The 25,019-nt window shown below is 59.9% G+C and carries 17 protein-coding genes; 12 read left to right on the forward strand and 5 right to left on the reverse strand.

Going from position 1 to position 25,019, the window contains the following annotated elements; genetic code table 11:
* Nucleotides 1–249: 249 nt before the first annotated feature.
* Nucleotides 250–2,736 (reverse strand): ATP-binding protein, encoded by a 2,487-nt coding sequence (locus FGL65_RS06335; RefSeq protein ID WP_147820205.1) that lies wholly within the window; start codon nucleotides 2,734–2,736, stop codon nucleotides 250–252.
* 264 nt (nucleotides 2,737–3,000) lie between these two features.
* Here FGL65_RS06335 and FGL65_RS06340 point away from each other — a divergent pair, with 264 nt between their 5' ends.
* Nucleotides 3,001–4,419 carry a sigma-54-dependent transcriptional regulator gene (locus FGL65_RS06340; protein ID WP_147820206.1) on the forward strand — a complete coding sequence of 473 codons (1,419 nt, stop codon included), beginning with the start codon at nucleotides 3,001–3,003 and terminating at the stop codon, nucleotides 4,417–4,419.
* Between the two features lie 9 nt (nucleotides 4,420–4,428).
* Here the strand turns inward: FGL65_RS06340 and FGL65_RS06345 are convergent, their stop codons facing one another.
* Entirely contained in the window at nucleotides 4,429–5,496 is a 1,068-nt protein-coding gene (locus FGL65_RS06345; RefSeq protein WP_147820207.1) for a topoisomerase, read from the reverse strand.
* A 416-nt stretch (nucleotides 5,497–5,912) separates the two neighbouring features.
* Here FGL65_RS06345 and dctP point away from each other — a divergent pair, with 416 nt between their 5' ends.
* From dctP to FGL65_RS06370, 5 genes are all read left to right on the forward strand, one after another.
* On the forward strand, nucleotides 5,913–6,926 hold the full coding sequence (dctP, locus tag FGL65_RS06350) for a TRAP transporter substrate-binding protein DctP (protein ID WP_147820208.1): 1,014 nt from the start codon (nucleotides 5,913–5,915) through the stop codon (nucleotides 6,924–6,926).
* Nucleotides 6,927–7,058: 132 nt separating this feature from the next.
* Complete coding sequence (locus tag FGL65_RS06355; protein WP_147820209.1) at nucleotides 7,059–7,580, forward strand: TRAP transporter small permease; 522 nt, start codon at nucleotides 7,059–7,061, stop codon at nucleotides 7,578–7,580.
* 25 nt (nucleotides 7,581–7,605) lie between these two features.
* Nucleotides 7,606–8,901: a TRAP transporter large permease gene (locus FGL65_RS06360; RefSeq protein WP_147820210.1), complete on the forward strand. Its 1,296-nt coding sequence runs from the start codon at nucleotides 7,606–7,608 to the stop codon at nucleotides 8,899–8,901.
* A 12-nt stretch (nucleotides 8,902–8,913) separates the two neighbouring features.
* A complete protein-coding gene (locus FGL65_RS06365; RefSeq protein ID WP_147820211.1) occupies nucleotides 8,914–10,140 on the forward strand; it encodes an L-serine ammonia-lyase, iron-sulfur-dependent, subunit alpha in 1,227 nt (408 codons plus the stop codon).
* A 60-nt stretch (nucleotides 10,141–10,200) separates the two neighbouring features.
* Nucleotides 10,201–11,772 carry an L-serine ammonia-lyase, iron-sulfur-dependent, subunit alpha gene (locus tag FGL65_RS06370; protein WP_147820212.1) on the forward strand — a complete coding sequence of 524 codons (1,572 nt, stop codon included), beginning with the start codon at nucleotides 10,201–10,203 and terminating at the stop codon, nucleotides 11,770–11,772.
* Nucleotides 11,773–12,475: 703 nt separating this feature from the next.
* Here FGL65_RS06370 and FGL65_RS18480 read toward each other — a convergent pair.
* Nucleotides 12,476–13,288 (reverse strand): 4Fe-4S binding protein, encoded by an 813-nt coding sequence (locus FGL65_RS18480; protein WP_250645589.1) that lies wholly within the window; start codon nucleotides 13,286–13,288, stop codon nucleotides 12,476–12,478.
* A 722-nt stretch (nucleotides 13,289–14,010) separates the two neighbouring features.
* Between FGL65_RS18480 and FGL65_RS06380 the strand changes: the two genes are divergently transcribed.
* Complete coding sequence (locus FGL65_RS06380) at nucleotides 14,011–15,054, forward strand: transporter (RefSeq protein WP_147820213.1); 1,044 nt, start codon at nucleotides 14,011–14,013, stop codon at nucleotides 15,052–15,054.
* A 15-nt stretch (nucleotides 15,055–15,069) separates the two neighbouring features.
* Nucleotides 15,070–16,035: an ABC transporter substrate-binding protein gene (locus FGL65_RS06385; protein ID WP_147820214.1), complete on the forward strand. Its 966-nt coding sequence runs from the start codon at nucleotides 15,070–15,072 to the stop codon at nucleotides 16,033–16,035.
* A gap of 87 nt (nucleotides 16,036–16,122) precedes the next feature.
* Here the strand turns inward: FGL65_RS06385 and groL are convergent, their stop codons facing one another.
* Complete coding sequence (groL, locus tag FGL65_RS06390) at nucleotides 16,123–17,766, reverse strand: chaperonin GroEL (RefSeq protein WP_147820215.1); 1,644 nt, start codon at nucleotides 17,764–17,766, stop codon at nucleotides 16,123–16,125.
* Between the two features lie 59 nt (nucleotides 17,767–17,825).
* Nucleotides 17,826–18,113 (reverse strand): co-chaperone GroES, encoded by a 288-nt coding sequence (gene groES, locus FGL65_RS06395; protein ID WP_147820216.1) that lies wholly within the window; start codon nucleotides 18,111–18,113, stop codon nucleotides 17,826–17,828.
* Between the two features lie 269 nt (nucleotides 18,114–18,382).
* Here groES and FGL65_RS06400 point away from each other — a divergent pair, with 269 nt between their 5' ends.
* The 4 genes from FGL65_RS06400 (at nucleotide 18,383) to FGL65_RS06415 (ending at nucleotide 24,996) form a co-directional block, all read left to right on the forward strand.
* Nucleotides 18,383–18,724: a hypothetical protein gene (locus FGL65_RS06400; RefSeq protein ID WP_147820217.1), complete on the forward strand. Its 342-nt coding sequence runs from the start codon at nucleotides 18,383–18,385 to the stop codon at nucleotides 18,722–18,724.
* A 105-nt stretch (nucleotides 18,725–18,829) separates the two neighbouring features.
* Nucleotides 18,830–20,659: a bifunctional lysophospholipid acyltransferase family protein/GNAT family N-acetyltransferase gene (locus tag FGL65_RS06405; RefSeq protein WP_147820218.1), complete on the forward strand. Its 1,830-nt coding sequence runs from the start codon at nucleotides 18,830–18,832 to the stop codon at nucleotides 20,657–20,659.
* A 132-nt stretch (nucleotides 20,660–20,791) separates the two neighbouring features.
* Nucleotides 20,792–21,925, forward strand: a complete 1,134-nt coding sequence (locus FGL65_RS06410; RefSeq protein ID WP_147820219.1) for an efflux RND transporter periplasmic adaptor subunit — start codon at nucleotides 20,792–20,794, stop codon at nucleotides 21,923–21,925.
* Entirely contained in the window at nucleotides 21,925–24,996 is a 3,072-nt protein-coding gene (locus FGL65_RS06415; protein WP_147820220.1) for an efflux RND transporter permease subunit, read from the forward strand. The genes FGL65_RS06410 and FGL65_RS06415 overlap by 1 nt, the downstream gene beginning before the upstream one ends.
* Nucleotides 24,997–25,019: the final 23 nt, after the last annotated feature.

Here is a 25,019-nt window from a genome sequence, read left to right on the forward strand (position 1 = left end):
TGCTTTTCCACGGATAGAGGCTACTGAATAGCAAAAAAAGGCAAATCCGTAAACTCGCTTTGGATAGAAAAACGCTATAGTAAAAAGGGGTTAAATATATCTATGGCAAGGAAAGGGGGAACTGATGGGTGGCCTGTGGACACCCATTTTCCGATGCGGCTATTAACCTTAATATAGCGGAATCAAACAGGCGTTTACCAAGTTTGATTGGTGGGCGGCCGCTCTGTTTTTTGCAAATGGAAAATCTATCTATTTTCTTTTTTGCAAAGCGGTATTTACGGCCTTGGAAAGTTCGGACATGGCAAAAGGCTTCATGAGCACGGCGCGGATTCCGTGCTCTCCCGGCTCCAGGTGCTCCAGGGAGGCGGAGAAGCCGGTGCACAGGACGATGGGCAGGTCCGGGCGGATGGCGTGGACGGTCCTGGCCAGCCGGTCGCCGGTGAGATAGGGCATGGTCTGGTCCGTGATGACCAGGTCGAAGTCGCCGGGGGCCCGGCGGAAGATGTCCACGGCGTCCAGGCTGTCGTTGACGCCGGTCACGGTGTAGCCGAGGTTCCCGAGCATCTGTTTGCCCACCTCGACCATGTCGGCCTCGTCGTCCACGAACAGGATGCGCCCGTGCCCGGGGATCGCGGCCTCCTGGCTCACGGCCGGGGAGGTGGCCGCGCCGTGGGCCTCGGGCAGGAGGATGTCGAAGGTGGTTCCCTGGCCCGGCCTGCTGTCCACGGAGATTTCGCCGCCCAGGCTGCCCACGATGCCGTGGACCATGGACAGGCCCATGCCCGTGCCCTTGCCCTGCGGCTTGGTGGTGAAGAAGGGGTCGAAGATGCGGCTCATGACCTCCTCGGGAATGCCCTCGCCCGTGTCGGCCACGCGCAGGCGCAGGGCCGGTCCCGGCTTCAGGGCGCTGGTGGCCGAGAGGACCTCCTGGCCCAGCTCCACCCGGTCCAGGGAGATGGTCAGCACGCCGCCGTCCTGCTGCATGGCGTAGGCCGCGTTGGTGCCCAGGTTGGTGATGACCTGGTGCATCTGGCCCGGGTCGCCCAGGATGCAGGCGTCCCCGGCCCCGATCTCCAGGCGGATCTCGATGGTGGAGGGCAGGGAGGTGTGCAGGAAGTTGACCACTTCCTTGAGCAGCGGTTCCAGGCGGATATGGCTTTTCTCGGGCTCCCGCCTGCGGGAGAAGACCAGGATCTGGTGGACCATGTCCTTGGCCCGGCCCGCAACGTTCTGGATGCGCTGCAGGTTGGCGTGGGCCCGCCCCTCGGGTTCCACGGCGGGCAGGGAAAGCTCGGCATAGCCCTGGATGGCGGCCAGGATGTTGTTGAAGTCGTGGGCGATGCCCCCGGCAAGGGTGCCCAGTTCCTCCAGCTTCTGGCTCTGGCGGAGCTGTTTTTCCATTTCCAGGCGCTCGGTGATGTCGCGGGCCACCTCCACGTAGCCGGTGAGTTCCCCGGCCGAGTTGTAGAGCGGGGAGATGGTCAGGTCCACCTCGTAGATGGTTCCGTCCTTGCGCCGGTAGATGGTCTGGCCCTTCCACAGCTCGCCCCGGCCCAGAACCTCCCAGATGTCCTTGAAGAAGTCCGGGCTGTGCTTGTCGCTGCGGATGATGGCGATGTGCCCGCCCTTGAGCTCGTCCAGGGAATAGCCCGACATCCTGGCAAAGGAAGGGTTGATGTATTCCACCATGCCCTCGGTATCCAGGATGAAGATGCCGTCCTGGGCCTGCTCGATGGCCGCCAGCAGGCGCATGCGCGCGTCCAGCTCCAGCTTGAGTTCCTGGGTCCGCTCGTTGACGCGGCGGTGCAGGGTGCGGTTCCAGGAGATGATGGAGACGATGAACAGGAACACGATGAGGATGCCGCCGATGAGGTAGCCCCAGAACTGCTTGTTGTGCAGCAGGAAGGACAGGTAGTGCTGGTCCAGGGTCACCCATTTCCGGTAGATCTGGCTGCGCTCCTTCTCGGTGATGGAGTCCAGGCCCTTCTGCAGGATGGAGCTCAGTATGGGCCAGTCCGAGCGGGTGGCGATGCGGTTGTAGATCCGGTAGTCCGTGTGCCCGGCCACGCGCAGGTTGGTGATGCCCTTGTCCTCGATGAAATAGCTGGCCTGGGGCAGAGAGATGATGGTGGCGTCGATCTCGTCGAAGGAGATGTGCAGCAGGGCGGCCAGGTAGTTGTAGACCGGCTGGATGTGGATCTTGGGGTAGTACTTGTGCACGTAGTCGATGACCGCATAGCCCTTGGGCAGGGCCAGGTCCATGTCGTCCATGTCCTCCAGCCGCAGGAATTCCTTGCGGTTCTTGTTCACCAGGATGACCGTGGGCATCTCCAGGTAGGGCCGCGAGAAACGCATGTAGTTTATTTCCACGGGGTTGGCCCGGAACGAGGCGATGACGTCCACCTCCCGGTCCTTGGCCATGGCGAGCAGCTTGTTGAGATTGGTGGTCTCCACCACCTTGAACTGTATTTCCAGCCGTTGTTCCAGCAGGGCCATGTAGTCGGCCACCATGCCCTTGTACACGGCCTTTTCGCCGAAGTACTCCAGGGGGCGCGTGGACGGGGTGGCCCCCAGGCGGATGACCGGGTGCCGGGCCAGCCATTCCCTTTCCTCGTAGGTCAGGGGGAGGCTTCCCTTCGGGCTCTGGAAGAACCAGGCCGCGGCCAGGGCCAGGAGGGTGGCGGCCACGGCAAAGGCCAGGGGTTTTGCTGCTTTGGTGATGATGTTTTTGTTCATGGTTTTCTCTTGCGGCATGGCAGGGGTTGATTTCTTGCGCCATTATTTTGCAGGAAGTTTGCCAATCCCTGCTGACCGCCGTAGAATGGGGCCTCTATAGGTTTCTTGGCGATTCTTTGCAACCGTATTGCAATATGCCGAATCGCCTGGGATATTTTTCATTGTTTCGAAACGGAAAGCGGTACGCTCGACAAAAAGCGTAAAATCGGCCATAAGAACCGCGTCTCGGGGCAGAGAAATAATGCCCGGGAGGGGGGCGAACCAATGTCGACCATACTGGTTCTGGACGACGATCCGGATATCAGCACCATCATATCGCAGCTGGCCGAGGACGCGGGCCACACCGTGCACGCCGCGGGAACCCTTGCCGAGGGCCTGGCCCTGCTGGCCGGTACCGCCGTGGATCTCGTGTTCCTGGACGTGCGCCTGCCCGACGGCAGCGGCATCGACGCGCTTCCCGACATCCGCAAGGTCGCTTCCCGGCCGGACGTGATCATCATCACGGGCCTGGGCGACCCGGACGGGGCCGAACTGGCCATCCAGAACGGGGCCTGGGACTACATCGAGAAGACCAGCACCCTCAAGCAGATCATGTTTTCCATGGACCGGGCGCTCAAGTTCCGGGAAAAGGGCCGCAAACCGGCGCTCATCGCCATCAAGCGCAACAATTTCGTGGGCGAGAGCCCGGCCATCCAGCCCGTGCTGGAGAACATCGCCATTGCCGCGTCCGGCGATGCGGGCGTGCTCATCACCGGCGAGACCGGCACGGGCAAGGAAGTTATCGCCCGCACCATCCACGAGAACAGCGCCCGCGCGGGCAGGAGTTTCGTGGTGCTGGACTGCGCCTCCCTGCCGGAAAGCCTGGCCGAGGGCGAGCTGTTCGGCCACGTGAAGGGTTCCTTTACCGGGGCCGACGCCACGCGCACCGGTCTGGTGGGGCAGGCCGACGGCGGCACGCTCTTTCTCGACGAAGTGGGCGAGCTGCCCTTGTCCATCCAGGCCACCTTCCTGCGCGTGCTCCAGGAAAAATGTTTCCGGCCCGTGGGCAGCACCAAGGAATTCGCCAGCGATTTCAGGCTTATCGCCGCGACCAACCGCGACCTGGAGCAGATGTGCGCCCAAGGCCTGTTCCGCAGCGACCTCTACTACCGCATCAAATCCTGCGCCATCAAGATGCCGCCTCTGCGCGAGCGCCTGGAGGACGTGCCGGTCATCAGCCGGTTCCATCTGGACCGCCTGTGCGCCAAGTACGAAACCGGATCCAAGGACATGTCCGAGGATTTCGTGCGGGCCCTGACCAATTACGACTGGCCCGGCAACATCCGCGAGCTGGTGCAGACCCTGGAGCGCACCATCATGCGGGCCATGGACGAGGAAGTGCTGTATCCCGAGCACCTGCCCGTGGACATCCGCGCCAAGGCCGTGCGCCGCAGGGTGGGCGGGGCCGGGGAGCCCGAAGTTCCCTCGGTTGCCGTATCCTCGGATTTCTGCGACGAGCTGCTGGTGGACGGCGTGCCCGAGTTCAAGGAGTACCGCAGGGAGTGCCTGGCCCACGTGGAGCGCCGCTATCTGGAGCGCCTGCTGGACGAGGCAAAGGGCAGCATCAAGGATGCCTGCAAGCTGTCCGGACTGTCCCGGACACGCCTCTATGTGCTTATGAAAGAGCATGGGGTGAGTAAATAGTGTTTTCAACTAAGTAGAGAACAGCTTGCTAAATGATATAAAGTCCATGGGCTTTATTGTGGGTGTCACCTCCAAAAGCGGACTGATATCTTCATTAAAAATTTTGTTACAATCAGCTAGGTTGCTGTCCGTGTAGATTAGCACTGTGACATCGTGCTCCTTGAAATAGGATCTATGTTTTTTCATCTCCTTTTCAAAGTTAGCACTTGCTTCAGCATTTATTTCTTTCTGAAGTTTATCTTTAGTTCCAGTCAATTTGCCGTGGGTTGACCAGGGCGATAGTTCGAAACCAACACGACTTTGTGTATAGGGATTGATGACCATGAAATCTAATCTGTATACATGGTCACGGGCGACTCCTAAATATCTAAACTCAGGGATAAGCAGTGGGACTCTTTCTTGGTTTTGTGACGACAGTACATACTCTTTATAAGCATTTGCAATGGCTTTTTCGTAGGGTGAGCCTGAGGCACGAACTAATGTACTTTTAAAAAAAGCCAAGTAGTTATCAACAGATGAAAAAGTAATGCGTTCTTCATCCCCTGGGACGACCAATCCCGTTTCTAATATGTGTCCGATGGTCCAGTACTCTTTCTTGAAAGCGCGTATTTCGCTTTTGTCGTTTTCCCATTGGCCGTTTTTAAAGCGTGGTGTAACCAGCAGGCCATAGTTAGCTCTTTCTTGCCCAATCCAAAGTGTCGCTTTGTCAACCGTTGGCCGTACTCGGTATAATTCATCGTAATGCTTGTAGAAAGATCCCTCTAGAAAGTTGAGGAGATACTGCTTAAAGCTATCATGATTTTGAGCAAGTGTTAATATTCTATTTGAACTTCCCTCGGTTTTTGCATGCCGCACCAGTTCGGAAATCCATCTCTTAATGAATTCTTCCGCAGAGCTAATTACATCGTGTTTAAGATCAAAGTATGTATCGTTCTTAGAACCGATTATTGCATTTAGGCTTTGCTCTGTTTCAATGCCTGTGTCCTTCAACACCTGCCCAAGCAAGTCCCTGCGTTGCTCTTTGAGTTCTTTCACACGTTTGTTTCTAGCGGTTTTGTTCGGATCGCGTTTAGCCATTATGAACCTCGTGCTATGGTGAGTTGAATCACAAAGTAGATATAATATTAGGGGTGCTGATATTTGTAAAGAATTGCCTCCCTTTATCCTGCTAAATTAGTTGGTTTTCATTCTGCTGTGCCAATAAGTTGCGTGAAAGTGAATGTCTTGCGTTCACTTTTTCGGGATTGTCCCGTTTTCCGGGATATGTTGTCCCGCTTTTGTGAACATTGTTTGGCCCGGAAGTGCTGTTTTTGAGGACTGAAAAAGGGCTGATTTTTGGTAATATATTTGAAATAATTGGAGAAATGAACTTTGGCACCGAACTTGGTTAAGGGACGGTGACAGGCGCGTGTCTGTCTGTTTCTGTCGAGGAGCCCCCGAAGGGTTCGGGGAACTGAGGTTCGATTAAAAATTTTAGAGTGAGTGAAGACATCATGAAAAAGATTTTCGCACTTATCCTGTCGCTCTGCGCCGTGTTCGCGCTGACCGCATGTAACGGCGACGGCGGCAAGGAAGCTAAGAACGAAACCATCACCATCAAGCTGGCCACCCAGCACCCGATCGAGCACATGGCCCACAAGGCCGCCGAGCGCGTCAAGGCCCGCATCGAGAAGGAAACCGAAGGCCGCGTCCAGGTCAAGATCTACCCGGCCAACCAGCTTGGTGACGCCTCCCAGATCTACGAGGAAATCATCCGCGGTTCCATCGACGCCGCGCACATCACCGTGCCCGACCAGTTCGACTCCCGTCTCGGCGCAGGCTTCCTGCCCTACATCGCCCGCGACTACGACCAGATCCGCGAAGTGTTCGCTTCCGACGCCTACCTGCCCCAGGCAATGGGCAAGATGCACGACAAGCTGGGCGTGAAGTTCTTCTCCTACTTCGGTGAAGGCTTCATCGGCGCCGGTTCCGTGGAACCCCTGGAAAACTACACCCAGCCCGGCACCGAAAAGGGCATGATGATCCGCGTGCCCGGCCTGGACGTCTTCAAGTTCGGCGCAGAGGAACTGGGCTTCCGCACCTCCTCCCTGCCGTACGCTGACACCTACTCCGCCCTGCAGACCGGCGTGGTCAAGGGCTGGATCGGTGGTCCGCCGAACCTGAACTACCTCGGCTTCCGCGACGTCATCAAGTACTACTACCAGTACAACGTGAACTTCGAGTCCACCCAGTACGTCATGAACAAGAAGAAGTTCGACTCCATCCCCGAAGCCGACCGCAAGGTTGTCGAAGCCGCATTCACCGACGAAGGCCAGCAGTCCTTCCTCATGGCTGAAAGCGAAGACCAGATGTACCGCAAGAAGCTTGAGGAAGCAGGCATCAAGGTGACCATGCTCACCACCCAGGAACTCGAGGACTGCGCCAAGTACGTGCGCGACCACGCCTGGCCCCGCCTGGAAAAGAACCTGACTCCGGAACTGCTGAACGGTATCAAGGCTTCTTACTAAGAGTCCAACGGACTAGATAACAGTCTCAATCGACGGCGCGGCGGGGCCTCCCGCAAAGCAACTATCCATCCCGCCGCGCCGTCGACCACCCAACGCCATATTTCGCTGATTTTCCCAAGAGGGGGTCTTTTCATGCAACCTATCGAATTTGCACCGCGGCTGCCGCTGTGGGGCGTGCTCGGCAAGTTCCAAAAAACGGTCATGGCCGTCACCAGCGTCCTCATTGTCGGCATGATCTGCTACACGGTTCTGGTCCGCTACGTCTTCGGCTCCGACTTCTACGGCTCCGAGGAACTCATCCAGATGCTGGCCTTCTGGCTCTACTTCATGGGCGCCGCACAGGGCAGCCGGGAAAAAAGCCAGATTTCCGCCGATATCCTGACCTGCTACATCACCAGCGCCAAGTGGTGCCGCATCGCCCACCTGGTCAAGGACGTCGTCACCGTGGCCATCTGTCTGCTGGTCACCTACTGGGCCTGCCAGTTCGTGGGCTGGGGGATCCAGATGATGCCCAAGTCTCCGGTGTTCAGGCTGCCCATGCTCATCCCGCACACCGCCATCGGCCTCGGATTCGTGCTCATGTCCCTGTACCACGTGGTCTACATGGTCCAGGACCTCATGATCCATTTCAAAATGTGCCGTGCAGGCGAATAGATAGCGACCAGAAGGATTTAGAAAAATGACTATTACCCTTGCAATTCTCATCCTCGTGGTCACGCTGTTCATAGGCGTTCCCATTCCGTTCGCCTTTTTCGGCTCGGCCGCGTACCTTATTTTTGCCGGCGGCTATGACCCGGGCTTTCTGCTGCCCTACGGTTTCGCCAAGATGAACTCCATCGTGCTGCTGACCATCCCGCTGTTCATCATGGCCGGCGGCGTCATGGACAAGGGCGGCATCGGCGACCGCCTCGTGGACGTTGTGGACACCATTGCCGGCCGCGTTCGCGGCGGACTCGGCATCGTCACCGTCGTCACCTGCGCCATCTTCGGCGCGGTGTCCGGTTCCTCCTCCGCAACCGTGTCCTGCATCGGCTCCATCATGATGCCCAAGCTCAAGAAGGCCGGTTACCCGGTGGGCCACGTGGCCGCACTGCTGGCCAACGCGGGCGTGCTCGGCATCCTGATTCCGCCGTCCATGCTCATGATCCTCTACGCCTGGATGGGCAACCAGTCCGTGCTGGCCTGTTTCCTGGCCGCATTCGTTCCGGGCCTCATCGTCACCGTGCTGCTTTCCGTGGTCAACCTGGTGCTGCTGCGCAACAACAAGGACATCGAAGTGCGCCCCAGCGAAGACCTGGTGACCACCGCCAAGCTCTTCGGCGTCAAGTCCGCCAAGGCCTCCCCGGCGCTCATGATGCCGGTCATCATCCTGGGCGGCATCTACGGCGGCATCATGACTCCGACCGAAGCCGCCGCCGTGGCTGTGCTCTACGCCATCCCGGTGGCCATGTTCTTCTACCGCGGCCTGAAGCTGAAGAACCTCATGCAGACCCTGATCGAGTCCGCCACCACCACCGGCGTCATCATGGCCATGATGTTTGCGGTCATGATCCTCTCCCGTCTGTATATCATGGAGAACCTGCCCGAGCAGATCATGGGCGTGCTGACCTCCATTTCCGACAACAAGATGGTCATCATGCTGATGATCAACGTGTTCCTGGTCATCATGGGCATGCTCATGGACGACGTGTCCGGCATCCTGCTCGGCACCCCGATCCTGCTGCCGCTGGTGACCCAGCTGGGCGTGGACCCGATCCATTTTGCCGCCATCATGGGCGTCAACCTGGGCATGGGCAACGTCACCCCGCCCACGGCCCCGCTCCTCTACCTGTCCGGCCGCATCTCCGGCGCGCAGGTCAACCAGATGCTCAAGCCGACCATGTACCTGATCATCTTCGCATGGCTGCCCACGCTGCTGCTGACCACCTACGTGCCCGAGATCTCCCTGGGCCTCGTCAACCTGCTCATGAAGTAAGCGGAGTAAACAATGGAAAGCATCCGGGAACTGTATCGCATCGGCGTCGGCCCTTCCTCGTCACATACCATGGGCCCCAAACGCGCCGCCGAGGAATTCCTTGCCCGCAACAAGGATTCCGAAATGTTCCGCGTCACCCTGTTCGGCTCGCTGGCCGCCACGGGCAAGGGCCACCTCACGGACTGGGCCATCCTCTCCGTGCTGGGCGAAGAGCGCAGCACCATCGTCTGGAAGCCCGAGGAAGAGCTGCCCGGCCATCCCAATGGCATGCAGTTCGAGGCCCTGTGCGCCAACGACCAGGTCACTGACATCGTTCGGGTCTACTCCGTGGGTGGCGGCGCCATCCGCTACGAGGACGCCGACGAGGGAGGCCCGGTCAAGGTCTACGACCTGCCCGACCTGAACGCCATCCTGGAGATGTGCGAAGAAAGGGGCATGACCTACTGGGAATACGTGGAACGGTGCGAAGGCAAGGAAATCTGGGATTTCCTCAAGGATGTCTGGTCCACCATGGAGGCCGCCGTGGAGCGCGGCCTGAACACCCAGGGCGTGCTGCCCGGCAGCATCGGCCTCAAGCGTCAGGCCTGGAGCTACTTCAAGAAGACCAAGCTCTCCGGCCCCGACATCCAGCAGACCGGGCGCGTCACCGCCTATGCCCTGGCCGTTTCCGAGGAAAACGCGGGCGGCGGCACCATCGTCACCGCGCCCACCTGCGGAGCCTGCGGCATTGTCCCGGCCGTGCTCTTCTACCTGCGCGAGACCCAGGGCGTCACCGAGACCGAGATCCTGCACGCGCTGGCCACCGCGGCCCTGTTCGGCAACGTCATCAAGCACAACGGCTCCATTTCCGGGGCCGAAGTGGGCTGCCAGGGCGAGGTGGGTTCCGCCTGCGCCATGGCTTCCGCCGCCGCCACCCAGGTCATGGGCGGCTCCGTGCGGCAGATCGAGTACGCGGCCGAAATGGGCCTGGAGCATCACCTGGGTCTGACCTGTGACCCGGTGGACGGGCTGGTGCAGATTCCCTGCATCGAGCGCAACGCCTGCGCCTCCACCCGCGCGCTTTCCCGCGCCCAGATGGCCATTCTCTCGGACGGCACCCACAGAATTCCGTTCGACGAAGTGGTGGCGGTCATGATGGAGACCGGCCACGACCTGCCCAGCCTGTACCGCGAGACCTCCACGGGCGGGCTGGCCAAGGCCTACGGCGCGCGCATGAAAAAGTGCCCCTGCGCCGTGTAACGACACTCATCCGGCCCCTTTCCCCCTGCTGGGAAGGGGCCTTTTTCAAGGAGTTTGCCCGTGGGAAACAGCAAGGTTACCGAACCGGCCAGCATCTTCAATGACGTGATCGGCCCGGTCATGACCGGCCCGTCAAGCTCCCATACGGCGGGCCCGGCCCGCATCGGCAAGGCCATCCACGACCTGGTGGGCGGTTCCGTTCGCCGGGCGACCACATTTTTCAAGGAGGACGGCTCCTACCCCGGCACCTACCAGGGGCAGGGCACGGACAAGGGCTTCATCGGCGGCCTTCTGGGTTTCGGTCCGGAGCATGAAAGGCTGGCCGACGCGCTGAACGAGGCCGAAAAGTGCGGCCTGGAGTATGGCTTCGAGCAGGAGAGTAACAGCCATGCGCACCCCAACACGGCACGCATCGTGGCCGAGACCGGGGAGGGCAGGCGAGAGTTCCTGACCGTTTCCACGGGCGGGGGCATGTTCCGCATCATCGAGATGGACGGGCACCCCGTGTTCATCAACGGCGCGTTCTGGGAGCTGTTCGTTCTCTGTCCGTCGGGCTCCGGCCTGGACGCCTTTTGCGAGGCCGCGCAGGCAGCCGGGGGCATGGTTTCCCGCAACCGGAACGATTCCGGGCTGCTGGTGCAGGTCACGTCCCAGGAGCCGCTTTCCGAGGAAGTCCTGCGGGCGGCCCGGGAGCTGGAGGACTGTACGGTCTCCGTTCTGGACCCCATCCTGCCGGTGCCCGGCAAATTCCGATACGACATCCCGTTTTTCACCGCCTCGGAAGCCCTGGAACAGTGCGGGGAGAGCACGGTGCTGCCCTCGACCTTTGCCCTCGAATACGAGCGTGCGCGCAGCGGGATGGACGACGGGGAAATTCTTTCGCGCATGAAGGACATAGTGCGCACCATGCGCCGGGCCGCCGAGGCCGGGATGCAACGGGACCTGCCCGTATCCGGCTTTCTCAAGCCCAAGGCCGCCGTCATGGCCCGCAACATGGCCGCCGCCTCCGTGGCCGACCTCGGGGTCATGAACCGGGGCATGCTCATTGCCACGGCCATCATGGAATACAACAGCGCGGGCGGCATCGTGGTCGCCGCGCCCACGGCCGGTTCCTGCGGGGTTCTGCCCGCCGTGGTGCTTTCCATGGCCGAGAGCATGGACCTTTCCGACGAGGAACAGGCCGAAGCCATGCTCGTGTCCGGGCTGGTGGGCGTGTTCATCGCACATCAGGCCACGTTCGCGGCCGAGGTCTGCGCCTGCCAGGCAGAGGTGGGGGCCGCCACGGCCATGGCCGCAGCCGCCGCGGTGCAGCTTCTGGGCGGCACCGTGCAGCAGGCCTTTTCCGCCGCCGCCCTGGCCCTGCAGAACGTGCTCGGCCTCATCTGCGACCCGGTGGCCGGGCTGGTGGAGATCCCGTGCGTCAACCGCAACACCATGGGCGCGGCCAACGCCATCGCCTCGGCCAACATGGTCATGGCCGGGTTCGATCCGGTCATTCCCCTGGACGAGGTCATCGACACCATGCTTCGGGTGGGCCGCATGCTGCCCCCGGAACTGCGCTGCACCAATCGGGGCGGCCTGTGCACCACGCCCACGGCCTGGCGCATTCAGGAGTCACTGGCCGCGTCATAGATTTTTAGCGCAAACCTCCTAAGGCCGAGCCGCCGGAAGCGTTGTTCCCACAACCTCCTCCTTTCGGCGGCTCCCCTTTGGTTCAGTACGAGAAAGGCCCGTATGTATTGCGGGCCTTTCTTTATTTTGGCTGTTGAAAAAGGCCCGTCTGGTTCGTCGCTGCACAAAATCCGTCACCTCACGTATTGGGTATACGCTGCGGTTCCGGCTTTTGCTGACTTCACAAAGAAAAACACTTCTCATTCTCAATGGTTGACACTTTACAAGTCTCTTCTGATGAGTTGCTCGAAGTGGGTACAGGGTGGATTTAGTGAAGAATAAATCATTCTGGGGAGAGTGTGGGCATTTTTCTGGAAAAAGAAAAGAATGTCTTTAGAGGTGATTTCTATACATGGTTTGATGTATTACCAGAGGGTGATTGCGTGAAATTTTCCTCCATCGATTTTGAAAGATCGAAACTGTCATTGTCATACGCTTTTTTAATGATATGGTGAGGTATGTTTTGGTGATATGCAATTAGGGACAAAAGTCTATTTGTGCGTCTGCTATTTTTCCAGATTAATAAAATAAATATTATAATACTTATAGGAATGGATATAGATATGGCCGCAACAATAATATTAACAATGTAATGTCCAAACATACGATTTTCCTTTGGATTTAAAATTGTTTATATTGGGAATTGTTGAAAATCAATTGTTATTTATGAGATGATGATTGCATTAACACTGCATTCACTTTTACAACTTCCACATGATATACAGGTACCAGCATCTATGACATATGTGCTGCCATTTGGGCTAATAGCAGAGACGGGGCAAATTCCCTCGCACGCTCCGCAGCCTGTGCATACCGACTGATCTATATATGGTCCTGCTACGCAATGGCAATGAAAGTAGTTACAACAGGCATAATAGTGACCAGAACAAGTCGCAACACAGCCGCCAAAGCCCATTTCACAGTGTTTGGTCCCCGGTCCTCCTATCAAACAGTATGCGGAGCGAGTCTTAGTCTGTTGCGCAACTTTAGAAGTCGTCTGAGTAGTTGGCTGGATACTGCGAATAAGTCCAAATCCAGAATACGTAATAAACTCATATCCTGGAAAGTGGTCCTCTCTAATAATGTGTTTTGCAGAGCTCAGATAAAGTCCAATTACGACTCTATTGGTATGGGAAACGATAAGAACTCTATCTTCGGTCATGGATATGATTGCGTTATAGAGAGTTCTATCAGGCCAAGGTTTAGGATTCGATCTAGTTTGAAGGAACACCATAATATCCATTCCGGCTAAGGCCTTGTCAGTAAACTGATCTGAATCCAGGAAGACGAAAACCTTGTTGTCCGCTGCTTCAATGTCGACCTTCCCTTGATATGTTGCAATTTTTTTAAGGGTATTTTTAAGGATAACTCTTTTGTCTGATTGAGCTGCTTCACTGATATTCACAGGCAAAAGACTAGAGGCCAACAGCAAAGTAACTTCCTTCAGTGCTTTACGGCGATTTTTTTTCCTAACCAAAGCAAATTTCCTCGGTTAATGATTATCAAAACGACATAAGTGAAAATTGAAATCATTTTCAGCGGCACTATGTACCAAGGTCGGTTATAATGTAAAGGTCAGTCTATAGCCTGTTTTGCTGTCTATAAAAATGAAGCTGGCACGCCAGTAATGAGAAACTGATCGTATAGTTTGTCCAACCCCGTAGGAAAATTTGTCGGTGAAGAAGTCACAGTTTATACTGCTACCTCTTAGAAGTGGGTTGAGCTAGATGAGAGTTCGTTGCTGATTGACAACAAGGAGAACAAAAGAGAATAGGGCTCCTGAAAACAAGCGGGCGGTCCTCCTTGGAGCACATCAATGACAGCCTGTGGGCGAGATCTGTTAAGAGTACAGGATTTCTCAATCGCAGTATTGTCGTTGGTGGGAGCCGTGCTTCGAAGGCGCGTAGAGCCTTCGAACTCTAGGAGCATGATTCTCGTTCGGCTCGTATGGAAAGAGAAAATATGCGACTGGGGATCTTCGTGTGTGGCCTTTGCTGAACCATACCATCCTTACTTTCACACCATTTTTTGATCTTCGTATCTTTGCCTTCACAAAGAAAAACACTTCTCATTCTCAATGGTTGACACTTTTCTTGGTCCCCGGATATCACTCCTCGACGCAGTGAGGATGAAAATCATCTTCATTTCTGATTCGTCGTCCAAGGGAAGGGATGTGGCGAAACAGTGGAGAGGTTGAAAGTGAAACAGTCTGTGACGGCGGCCGTATTCCTTGCTTTGGGAATACTGGCCGCGGGATGGCACGCGGCGTATGCCGGGCCTGTCATGGGAGGGGGAGAGGAGTCCGAGCAACAGCTCAAGGACAAACCGGACACCAAGCCGGTGCGCTGCATCGGGCCGGTGAACATGTCCAACGGCCTGGTGCTGCCCAAGGGCAAGGTGGCCGCCAGCATCAAGTACAAGTACGTGCACAAGAACAACCTGTACGACGGAGGAAACCGCAAGACCGGGAATTACAACGGCAAGTACGACCGCGTGAACCAGACCATGCAACTCACGGCCAAGGCCGGGATCTTCGATAACTTCGAGGCGCGCATCATGGTGCCGTTTCACGACAAGCGGCTCAAGCGCAAGTTCGGCAACCCGCCCGAGCATGCGGATACCGACGAGCTGACCGGGCTGGGCGACATCGTGGTCATGGGCCGCTATGCGGTCATGAGCGAACGCGACGGCGACTGGCTCAGCTTGGCCTTTGGCGCGGGCCTCAAGATGCCCACGGGCGACCCGGACCACAAGAATCCGGCTCCGTTTTCCAATGTGCATGAATACATTGGGCCCGGCGGCCAGCTCGGCACCGGTTCGTGGGATCCCAAGTTCGAGCTGGGGGCCACCAAGTTCTTTGGCCGCTCCCGCGTGGACGCCCACTGCATGTATACGATCCCGGGCGACGGCGCGCACGGTTCCCGCAAGGGCAACCAGTTCAAGTACGACCTGGGCTACGGCTATGCCCTGAACCGGCTCTTCGACGTGGAGCTCGAGCTCAACGGCGTGGACCAGCAGGCCCACTGGTACGACCATTCCTCCACCGTGAACACCGGCGGGCACACCATCTACCTGACCCCCGGCGTGCACTGGAAGATCTCGGACAAGTGCCATTTCTCCATCGGCACTCCCTTTGTGGTCTACCGCGACCTGAACGGCGAGGCCGCCACCCCGGAACGCGCCAGCAAGTATTGCCTGGGCGAGGATTTCCAGGTGGTTTCGCGTCTCGGTTTCAGCTTTTAACCCAGGAGCATTCTCATGAAAAAGATACGTGTATTGTTGTTGGTTCTTTGCCTGGGCTGCCTGGCGGCCATGTTCTCCCTTTCCGGCGTTTCCGCGACCCCGGCCAAGGCCCCGGAACGGATCAGGGCCGTCATGGTGGGCGACAGGCTGGTGGACGTGGCCCTGCGTCTGGGCGTGATTCCCGAGGCCATGTCCGTGCGCGCCTCCATGTGGCCCAAGGCCCCGGCGTTCCGGCTGGGCACCCAGCTGCTCGGCTGCCCCAACCGGGTGACCAGGAAGGCGCCGGATACCGTGGCCAAGTACATGAAGGAGCATGGCGTGACCCGGCTGATTCTGGAAAAGAGCGCCAAATTCTGCCTGTACATGAACAAGGTGGACCCGTGCGACGTGGCCGAACTGGTTAAGGACGTGCCGGGCGTGACCATTGAATACGTGGATTTCACCAAGGGGGTTGTCCCGGCCATTCATGAGGCCGCCGCCCTGCTGGGTCGCGAGGAGCGCGGGCGGGAAGTGGCCGCCGCCTATGAAGCGGCCATGAAGAAGGTGGAGGCCGCCATGCCCAAGTCCGGGCTGAACAGGCGGGTGCTGGTGCTCAACGGCAACTATTCCGAGACCACGGGCAAGTGCTTTGTGCGCATCGAGGCCCCGGGCGGCTATTCGGACCAGTACATCCTGGGGCCGCTGGGCTGCGAAAACGCGGCGGGGGCCATGATCACCGACACCATGCACGTCGCCAAGGGGCATGTTTCGGGCGGAAGGCTCGGCGGGCTGGAAAAGGCCTGCCCGGACGTGATCGTGGCCACGGGCGACGGCTATGCCGTGCAGATGGCCCTGCGCATGGCCGTGAAGCGCAATCCATCCCTGGCGGAGATTCCGGCCATCAAGAATGGGAACGTGTTCAACCTGCCGTTCTACGGCGACTCCAGCGTGCTTGAGTATCCGCAGATATTCCGGCAGTGGAGCGATGCGCTGATGCAATAGCCGCGACCCTCAGGTTGCAGACAATATAAAAAGCCCCGACCATTGCTGGCCGGGGCTTCATTATTTCGCTTGGTAGGCGTGAATGGCTTAGTACATGCCACCCATGCCGCCCATGCCACCCATGCCGCCGGGCATAGCCGGAGCAGCGTCCTTGGGTTCGGGCTTTTCAGCGATGGCGCACTCGGTGGTCAGCAGCAGACCGGACACGGATGCGGCGTTCTGCAGGGCGGTGCGGGTGACCTTCTTGGGATCGATGACACCGGCCTTGATCAGGTCTTCGTATTCGGAGGTGGCTGCGTTGAAGCCGAAGCCGCCCTTGCCTCCCTTGACCTTTTCGACAACCACGGAGCCTTCGAAACCGGCGTTGCCGGAGATCTGGCGCAGCGGCTCTTCCACGGCGCGGGCGACGATGGAGATGCCTGCGGCTTCGTCGTCGTCAGCGGGCTTGACCTTTTCCACGGCCTTGGAGGCGCGGGCGAGGGCAACGCCGCCGCCGGGCACGATGCCTTCTTCAACGGCTGCGCGGGTGGCGTTCAGGGCGTCTTCCACGCGGGCTTTCTTTTCCTTCATTTCGGTTTCGGTTGCAGCGCCGACATTGATGACGGCCACGCCGCCAACGATCTTGGCCAGGCGTTCCTGCAGCTTTTCACGGTCGTAGTCGGAAGAGGATTCGTTGATCTCGGCGCGGATCTGGGCGATGCGGGCCTTGATTTCGTCGGCGGAGCCGGCGCCGTCAACGATGGTGGTGTTGTCCTTGTCGATAACGACGCGCTTGGCGGAACCCAGGTCGGTGACGGTCAGGGATTCCATCTTGATGCCCAGGTCTTCGGAAACGACCTGGCCGCCGGTCAGGGTGGCGATGTCCTTCAGCATGGCCTTGCGGCGTTCGCCGAAGCCCGGAGCCTTGACGGCGGAAACGTTCAGGGTGCCGCGCAGCTTGTTGACCACGAGGGTGGCCAGTGCTTCGCCTTCGATGTCTTCGGCGATGATAAGCAGCGGCTTGGACATTTTGGCGACCTGCTCGAGAACGGGCAGGAGCTCTTTCATGTTGGTGACTTTCTTTTCGCTGATGAGGATCAGGGGCTCTTCCATTTCGCAGGTCATGCGGTCTGCATTGGTCACGAAGTAGGGAGAGAGGTAGCCGCGGTCGAACTGCATGCCTTCCACGACGTCCAGGGTGGTTTCGAGGCCCTTGGCTTCCTCAACGGTGATGACGCCTTCCTTGCCGACCTTGTTCATGGCTTCGGCGATGATGTTGCCGATGGTGGCGTCGTTGTTGGCGGAGATGGTGCCGACCTGGGCGATTTCCTTCTGGTCGCGGGTGTCCTTGGCCAGCTTGCCCAGTTCTTCGGTGATGGCTTCCACGGCCTTGTCGATGCCGCGCTTGATGGCCATGGGGTTGCGGCCGGCGGCCACGAGCTTCACGCCTTCGGTGAAGATGGACTGGGCCAGCACGGTGGCGGTGGTGGTGCCGTCGCCGGCAACGTCGGAGGTTTTGGAAGCGACTTCCTTGACCATCTGTGCGCCCATGTTCTCGAACTTGTCTTCCAGTTCGATTTCCTTGGCGACGGTCACGCCGTCCTTGGTGATCACCGGAGAGCCGAAGGACTTCTCGATGACGACGTTGCGGCCCTTGGGACCGAGGGTGACCTTGACGGCGTTGGCAAGTTTGTCAACGCCGGATTTCAGCTTTTCGCGGGCTTTGGCATCGAAAAGAATTTCTTTGGCCATGTTCGTATCTCCTTAATGGGTTGAGTGAAATTCGAATTCAGTATGAAAGAAGTCGCTGCCTATTCGACAACGGCCAGGATGTCGTCTTCGCGCATGACGAGATGCTCGACGCCGTCGATCTTGATCTCGGTGCCTGCATATTTGGCGAACAGGACAGTGTCTCCATCCTTGACGGTCATGGCGACGCGCTTTCCGTTGTCGTCCAGCTTGCCGGGACCAGCGGCCACGACTTCGCCCTTCATGGGCTTTTCCTTGGCGGAGTCGGGGATGATGATGCCGCCTGCGGTCATTTCTTCAACCTCGAGACGTTTCACCAGTACGCGGTCATTGAGCGGTTTCAGTTTCATTCCTCTATACCTCCAGAGTGAATCTAATTTTTGTGTGTTCCAGTCCAGTATCCCGGGTGTCCGCCGGGCGGACCGGGTGGCGGACAGAGCCCGTTTTCGGGGGTGCCGCCGGAAAGCTCGTCAGAACATAAACACCATGCCCAACCTGTCAACAGGAGAGCTGAAATTTTTTTCATTTCTTTATCAAGGCGCGTCGATAAGCCGCGGCCCGCATATTGCAAAGTTTTCGGGCAAGGGAAAAAACGGTAAAATCATGACAGGAGGTCGCCATGAGTGGATTTCCGTATGATGCAGACGTTTCGGTGCCCATCAGCATTGAGGGACAGAGAACCATGATGCACGCCCTGGATTACCGGGACGTGGCTTTGACACCCGCCGGCGCCCGCATGGTGGCCAGCGCGGCCCGGACGGTCCTGAGCCGCTACATGCCCGGCTCCAATCCGGACAAGCTGACCCTGGACCAGGCCGTGGCCATGTTCGTGGACCGGGTCTACTGGATCGAAAGCTCCGGCGGGCTGGTCATGTGCACGGACATGCCGGATACCAGTTTCTGCCTGCCCATCCCCAAGGACCTCTGGGCCCTGCGCGACCATACCCGCGTGATCCAGTAGGGCGGGGCATTTTGTCACCGGCGCTTGACACACCGTAACAAACCTTCGCCGGAGTTGTTGCAGGGGAGTGCTATGCTTCCCGGCAACAATGCCACGGAGGTGTGTATGTCGCAGTGCCCGAGACAGGTTTTCCATCTGGAGCCGCCCTATGGCGATCCGCTCCGGAAGGCCCTTTTTTCCCTGGTCGCCAAGCCCCTCGCCAAGATTCTTCGCTTCGAGACCCTGAATCGCATGTACGCCGAGGCCGGCGAGCTGGAGGGCGACTTCATCGACCGCGCCCTGAAGCGGCTCGGCATCAGCTACGAGCTGGAAGGGCAGCCCCTGGAGCGTATCCCCCGGGAGGGGCCGCTTATGGTGGTGGCCAACCACCCCTTTGGCGCGGTGGAGGGCCTGCTGCTGGTCAAGCTGCTCCGGCAGGTGCGGCCCGACGTCAAGGTCATGGCCAACTTCCTGCTGGGCGCGATCCCGGAAATGCGCGAGCACCTCATTGCCGTGGATCCCTTTGGATCGGCCGGTTCGGCCAAGGCCAACATCGCGGGCCTCAAGGAGACCATGCGCTGGCTCAAGGGGGGTGGCCTGCTGGGCGTGTTCCCTGCGGGCGAGGTCTCCAGCCTGGCGGTGCACCGGCGCATGGTGGCCGACCCCGAGTGGAGCGCCACGGTGGCGGGCATTGCCCGCAAGACCGGGGTGCCGGTGCTGCCCGTGTTCTTCCAGGGCCGCAACAGCGCGCTTTTTCAGGCCGCGGGCCTGGTGCACCCGAGGCTGCGCACCGTGCTCCTGCCCCATGAGAATCTCAAGCGTTCCAGGACGCCCATCACCGTGACCCTGGGCAGCGTGATCCCGCCCGAGAAGCTGGCTTCCTTTGCGGGCGACAGGGAGATGGTGGACTACCTGCGCTTCCGCACCCATGTGCTGCGCAGGGAAAAGGAGCGCAAGCGCGACAGGTTCATCAAGCCCCGGGAACGGATGCTCGAGCCCCTGGCCAATTCCCGGCCCAGGCACATCCTGGCCAGCGAGGTGGCCGCCCTGCCGGACGAGAACATCCTGCTCACCTCGGGCCGGTTCACGGTCTTTCAGGCCCGGGCCGAGCGCATCCCCCGCCTCATGCGCGAGATCGGCATGCTGCGCGAAAAGACCTTCCGCGCCGTGGGCGAGGGCACGGGCAAGCCCCTGGATATCGACAAGTACGACGACTATTACAACCATCTGGTGCTCTGGAACCACGAGGAGCGCGAGGTGGCCGGGGCCTACCGCTTCGCCATGGCCGACAGGGTCATTGCCCGCTACGGCGTCCGGGGGCTGTATTGCGCGTCCCTGTTCGACTTCGAGCCGGGCGTCATCGAGAACGTGCAGCCCGCTCTGGAAATGGGCCGCTCGTTCATCACCGAGAAGTACCAGCGCAGCTACCAGCCCCTGCTCCTGCTCTGGAAGGGCATCGCCGCGTTCGTGACCCGCAATCCCCGCTACGCCACCCTGTTCGGCTGCGTGAGCGTTTCCGGCGATTACTCGCATCTTTCCCATGAACTCATCGTCAACTTTCTGGAGCGCCACAGCTCCCTGGAAACCATGGCCGGGCAGGTGCGTCCCAAGCTGCCGCCCAAGATAAAGAGTCTCAGGAAGCTCGACCTCCGCGTGCCCGAGGCCGCGTTCAGCGACCCCGACGACATCGCCACCCTGGTGGGGGACGTGGAAAAGGGCAAGTCCATCCCGGTGCTGCTCAAGCAGTATCTCAAGCTGGGCGGCAAGATTCTGGGATTCAACGTGGACCCGGACTTCGGCAACTGCATGGACGGCCTGATCCTGGTGGACCTGCGCAACACCGACCCCAAGATCCTGGCCAGGTTCATGGGCAGGCCGGAGGCCTGCGCCTTCCTGGCCCACCATCGTCCCGCGCCGTCTGGGCCGGGCCTGACCTCCCTGCAGCCGGCGGCCTAGGCTGCCACTCCGCGAACCCCACGGCCCGTTTCCCGGAAGCGGGCCTTTTTTTCGCAGCTAATCATTGCCCCGATTCCTGCGGCGCGGTAACAGGGGAGTATCTTTCAATACTCTATCCTGCCTGGGGGGACCATGGCCGCACTGCGTCACATTCGTCTTGCCGGATTTTGCCTGTCTCTTTTTGCCGTACTCGCACTTCCCGGCTGCACCGGGGAGCCTCCCAAACAGGAACGGCCGCCTGTGCCCGTGACCCTGATCCAGGCCAGGGCCGTGGATTCCGAACGGGTGCTCAAGGCCGTGGGCACGGTCAAGGCCTCCAACTCCGTGACCCTCCAGTCCCAGGTCACGGGACAGATCCTGCGCATCCATTTTCTGGACGGCGACAGGGTCGAGGTCGGCCAGGTGCTCTACACCATCGACCCGGAAAGCTACGCCTTCTCGGAGCAGGGTGCCCAGGCCGACGTGGCCCGCGACAGGGCCCAGGCCGAGCAGGCCCGCAAGGAATTTTTGCGCTTTAAGGCGCTCTACGCCCAGGACGCGGTCTCCAAGGATGAATTCGAGCAGAAAAGGACCGCCTACGAGGCGGCCCAGCGCGCCATGGAGGCGGACCTGGCCCAGGCGGGCATTGCCGGGCGCAACCTCAAGCTGACCAAGGTCACCGCGCCCATCGACGGCATTGCCGGGAGCACCCGGCTGGACGAGGGCAACCTGGTCACGGCCGAGCAGAGCGACCTGGTGGTAATCAAGACCGTGGAGCCCGTGGACGTGGTCTTTTCCATCCCGGGCCGCTACCTGACCCAGGTGCGCAGCCACGACGTGAACGAAAGCCTGGTCGCCTACGCCGTGCCCCCGGGCAAGGACCACACCCCGTCCAAGGGGGAGCTCACCTTCGTGGACAACTGGATCAACACGGCCACGGGCATGATCGACCTCAAGGCCCGGTTCTCCAATGCGGACGAGCGGCTCTGGCCCGGCCAGTTCGTGGAGGTGACCCTGGTGCTGGGCTCCCAATCCGGCACCTACGTGATTCCGGCCCAGGCCGTGCAGAAGGGGCCGGACGGCACCTACCTGTTCGTGGCCGACGGGGCCAAGGCCGCCATGAAGCCGGTGGTGGTGGACATGCGCAAGGATGATGACGTGATCATCACCAAGGGACTGGCCGAAGGGGACAGGGTGATCACCGAGGGCATGTTCATGCTTGCGCCGGGGACCCCGGTGCGCGAGGTGGAAAAGGGTGAAGCCGCCAAGGCTGGAGGTGCTTCCTGATGCAGGCCACCGAACTGTTCATCAAGCGGCCGGTCATGACCACCCTGGTCATGCTCGGGCTCCTGTTCTTCGGCATCGTGGCATACCTGGGCATGCCCGTGAGCTACCTGCCCGCCGTGGAGTTCCCGGCCATCCAGGTCACGGCCACCTTTTCCGGGGCCAGCCCCAAGGTCATGGCCGCCAGCGTGGCCTCGCCCATGGAGCGTGAGTTCTCGTCCATTGCCGGGCTTCAGTCCATGAGCTCGGTGAACGCCCTGGGCAGCAGCACCATCACCCTGGTCTTCGACCTGGACCGCAACATCGACGACGCGGCCATGGACGTGCAGGCGGCCATTTCCCGCGCCGAGGGCGACCTGCCCCCGGAAATGGACGACAAGCCCAGTTTCCAGAAGGTCAACCCGGCGGACAGCCCCATCCTGTACATTTCCCTGCGTTCGGACGCCCTGCCGCTTTCCACGGTGAACGACTACGCCAAGACCTTCCTGACCCAGACCATTTCCATGATCCCGGGCGTGGCCCAGGTGCTCATCTACGGCGAAAAGAAGTATGCCGTGCGCATCCGGCTCAACCCCATGGAGCTGGCTTCGCGCGGGCTGGGCATCGACGAGGTGCGCGAGGCAGTGGGCGCGGCCAACCAGAACCTGCCCCTGGGCTCCCTGGAGGGCACCGAGCAGAACCTCACCGTGGATGCGGACGGCCAGCTCTACCATGCCGATGAGTACAGGGATCTCATCGTCTCCTACAGGAACGGCCAGCCCGTGCGGCTCATCGACCTGGGCGTGGTGGAGGACGGGGTGGAGGACGAGCGGTTCAGCTCCTGGCACAACACCAAGGGCAACCTGACCATCGCGGTCAAGCGCCAACCCGGTTCCAACACCATCCGCATCGTGGAGGACATTCGCGCCAAGCTGCCGTGGATCCAGTCCCAGCTTCCGGCCTCCATCAGGATGGATATCGTGCACGACGCCAGCGAATTCATCGAGGAGTCGGTGCAGGACGTGAAATTCACCCTGGGCCTTGCCGTGGCCCTGGTCATCCTGGTGGTCTTCGTGTTCCTGCGCAACATCGCCAGCACCTTCATCTCCTCGGTGGCCATCCCGTTTTCCATCGTGGCCACCTTTGCGGTCATGTACGAGATGGGATTCACCCTGGATACCTTTTCGCTCATGGCCCTGACCCTGGCCGTGGGCTTTGTGGTGGACGACGCCATCGTCATGATCGAGAACATCGTGCGCCACCTGGAGATGGGCAAATCCCCCATGCAGGCCGCCCGCGACGGGGCCAGCGAGATCGGCTTCACCATCATCTCCATGACCCTGTCCCTGGCCATCGTCTTCGTGCCCATCATGTTCATGGCCGGGATCGTGGGCCGCGTGCTGCACGAGTTCGCAACCACCATCACCGCGGCCATCCTCGTGTCCGGGGTGGTCTCCCTGTCGCTCACGCCCATGCTTTCCAGCCGGCTGCTGCGCTCGCGGAGCAGGCTGGCCGAGTCCGACGCCCTCTTTGACTGGCTGCTCGGCAAGTACAAGGCGTCCCTGCATTTCTGCATCAAGCACCGGTTCACCACCCTCATGGCCTCCTTCGGGCTGCTCGGGCTCACGGTCTTTTTGTTCGTGGTGGTGCCCAAGGGGTTCCTGCCCAGCGACGACCAGGGCTTTTTCATGGGCTTTGTGCAGGCGCGGCAGGGTATTTCCTACGCCGCCATGGAAAAGAAGCAGAAACAGCTCATACCCATGTTCGCGGGCCAGCCGGCCATGGAGGGCCAGATCCAGATCATCGGCGTGCCCGAGAGCAACCAGGGCATGGCCATCGGCATCCTCAAGCCCCAAAGCCAGAGGAAGACGGGCGTGGACGAAACCATTGCGGCCCTGCGCGGGCCGTCCAACTCGGTGCCGGGCATGGCCTGCTATCTGGTCAACCCGCCCATGATCCAGATCGGCGGCAAGCAGGCCAAGGGCGACTACCTGTTCACGCTGCTTTCTGCGGATTCGAAACAGCTGTACAAGAGCGCCGAGGCCTTCGAGGAAGAGCTGCGGGGCAACAATCTGCTCATGGGCGTGACCAGCGATCTGCAGGTCAGCAGTCCGCAGGTGGAAATCAACATCGACCGCGACATGGCCTCCAGCCTTGGGGTGAGCGTCAGCGAGATCGAGAACGCCCTGTTCACGGCCTTTGGAGAGCGCAAGGTTTCCACCATCTATGCCTCCATCGACGAGTACAAGGTCATCATGCAGCTCAAGCCCGAATTCCAGGTCAACATGGACGCCCTGCACATGCTTTACGTGCGCGCGGATTCCGGGGACCTGGTGCGGCTGGACGCCGTGTGCTCCATCGAGGAGGGGGTGGGGCCGCAGACCATCAACCACACGGGCCAGCTCGAGTCCGTATCCTATTCCTTCAGCGGGGTCCCGGGCACCTCCATGGACCAGATCACCCAGGTCGTGGCCGGCATGGCCAAAGAAAAGCTGCCGGATACGATCAGCACCATGTTCGAGGGGGCGGCCGGCGCCTTTGCCGAATCCATGAACAGCCTGTTCTTCCTGCTGTTCATCGCCATCGTGGCCATCTACATCCTGCTCGGCTCGCTCTATGAATCGTTCATCCACCCCGTGACCATCCTTTCCGGGCTGCCCTCGGCGGCCATGGGCGGGCTGCTCACCCTGCTGGTCTTCGGGTATGATCTCGACCTCTACGGCATGGTGGGCCTGATCATGCTCATCGGCATCGTCAAGAAGAACTCCATCATGGTGGTGGACTTCGCCATTGCCGAGGAAAAGAAGGGCGTGTCCCCGGAAGAGGCCGCCTTCAACGGAGCGATCATCCGCTTCCGGCCCATCATGATGACCACGCTTGCGGCCATCATGGGCGCGCTGCCCATCGCCCTGGGCATGGGGGCCGGGGCCGAGGCCCGCCGTCCCCTGGGCCTTGCAGTGGTGGGAGGGCTGGCCCTGTCCCAGGTGGTCACCCTGTACCTGACCCCGGTGTTCTATACCTACATGGACGATCTGCAGTCGTGGCTGGACCGCAGCTTCGGCCATGCGGAGGAAGAGCCGGAACAGGCCGTCTAGGAAAGGGGAAGGCGGAAGAACGA

This window comes from Salidesulfovibrio onnuriiensis (assembly GCF_008001235.1).
Classification (GTDB): domain Bacteria; phylum Desulfobacterota; class Desulfovibrionia; order Desulfovibrionales; family Desulfovibrionaceae; genus Pseudodesulfovibrio; species Pseudodesulfovibrio onnuriiensis.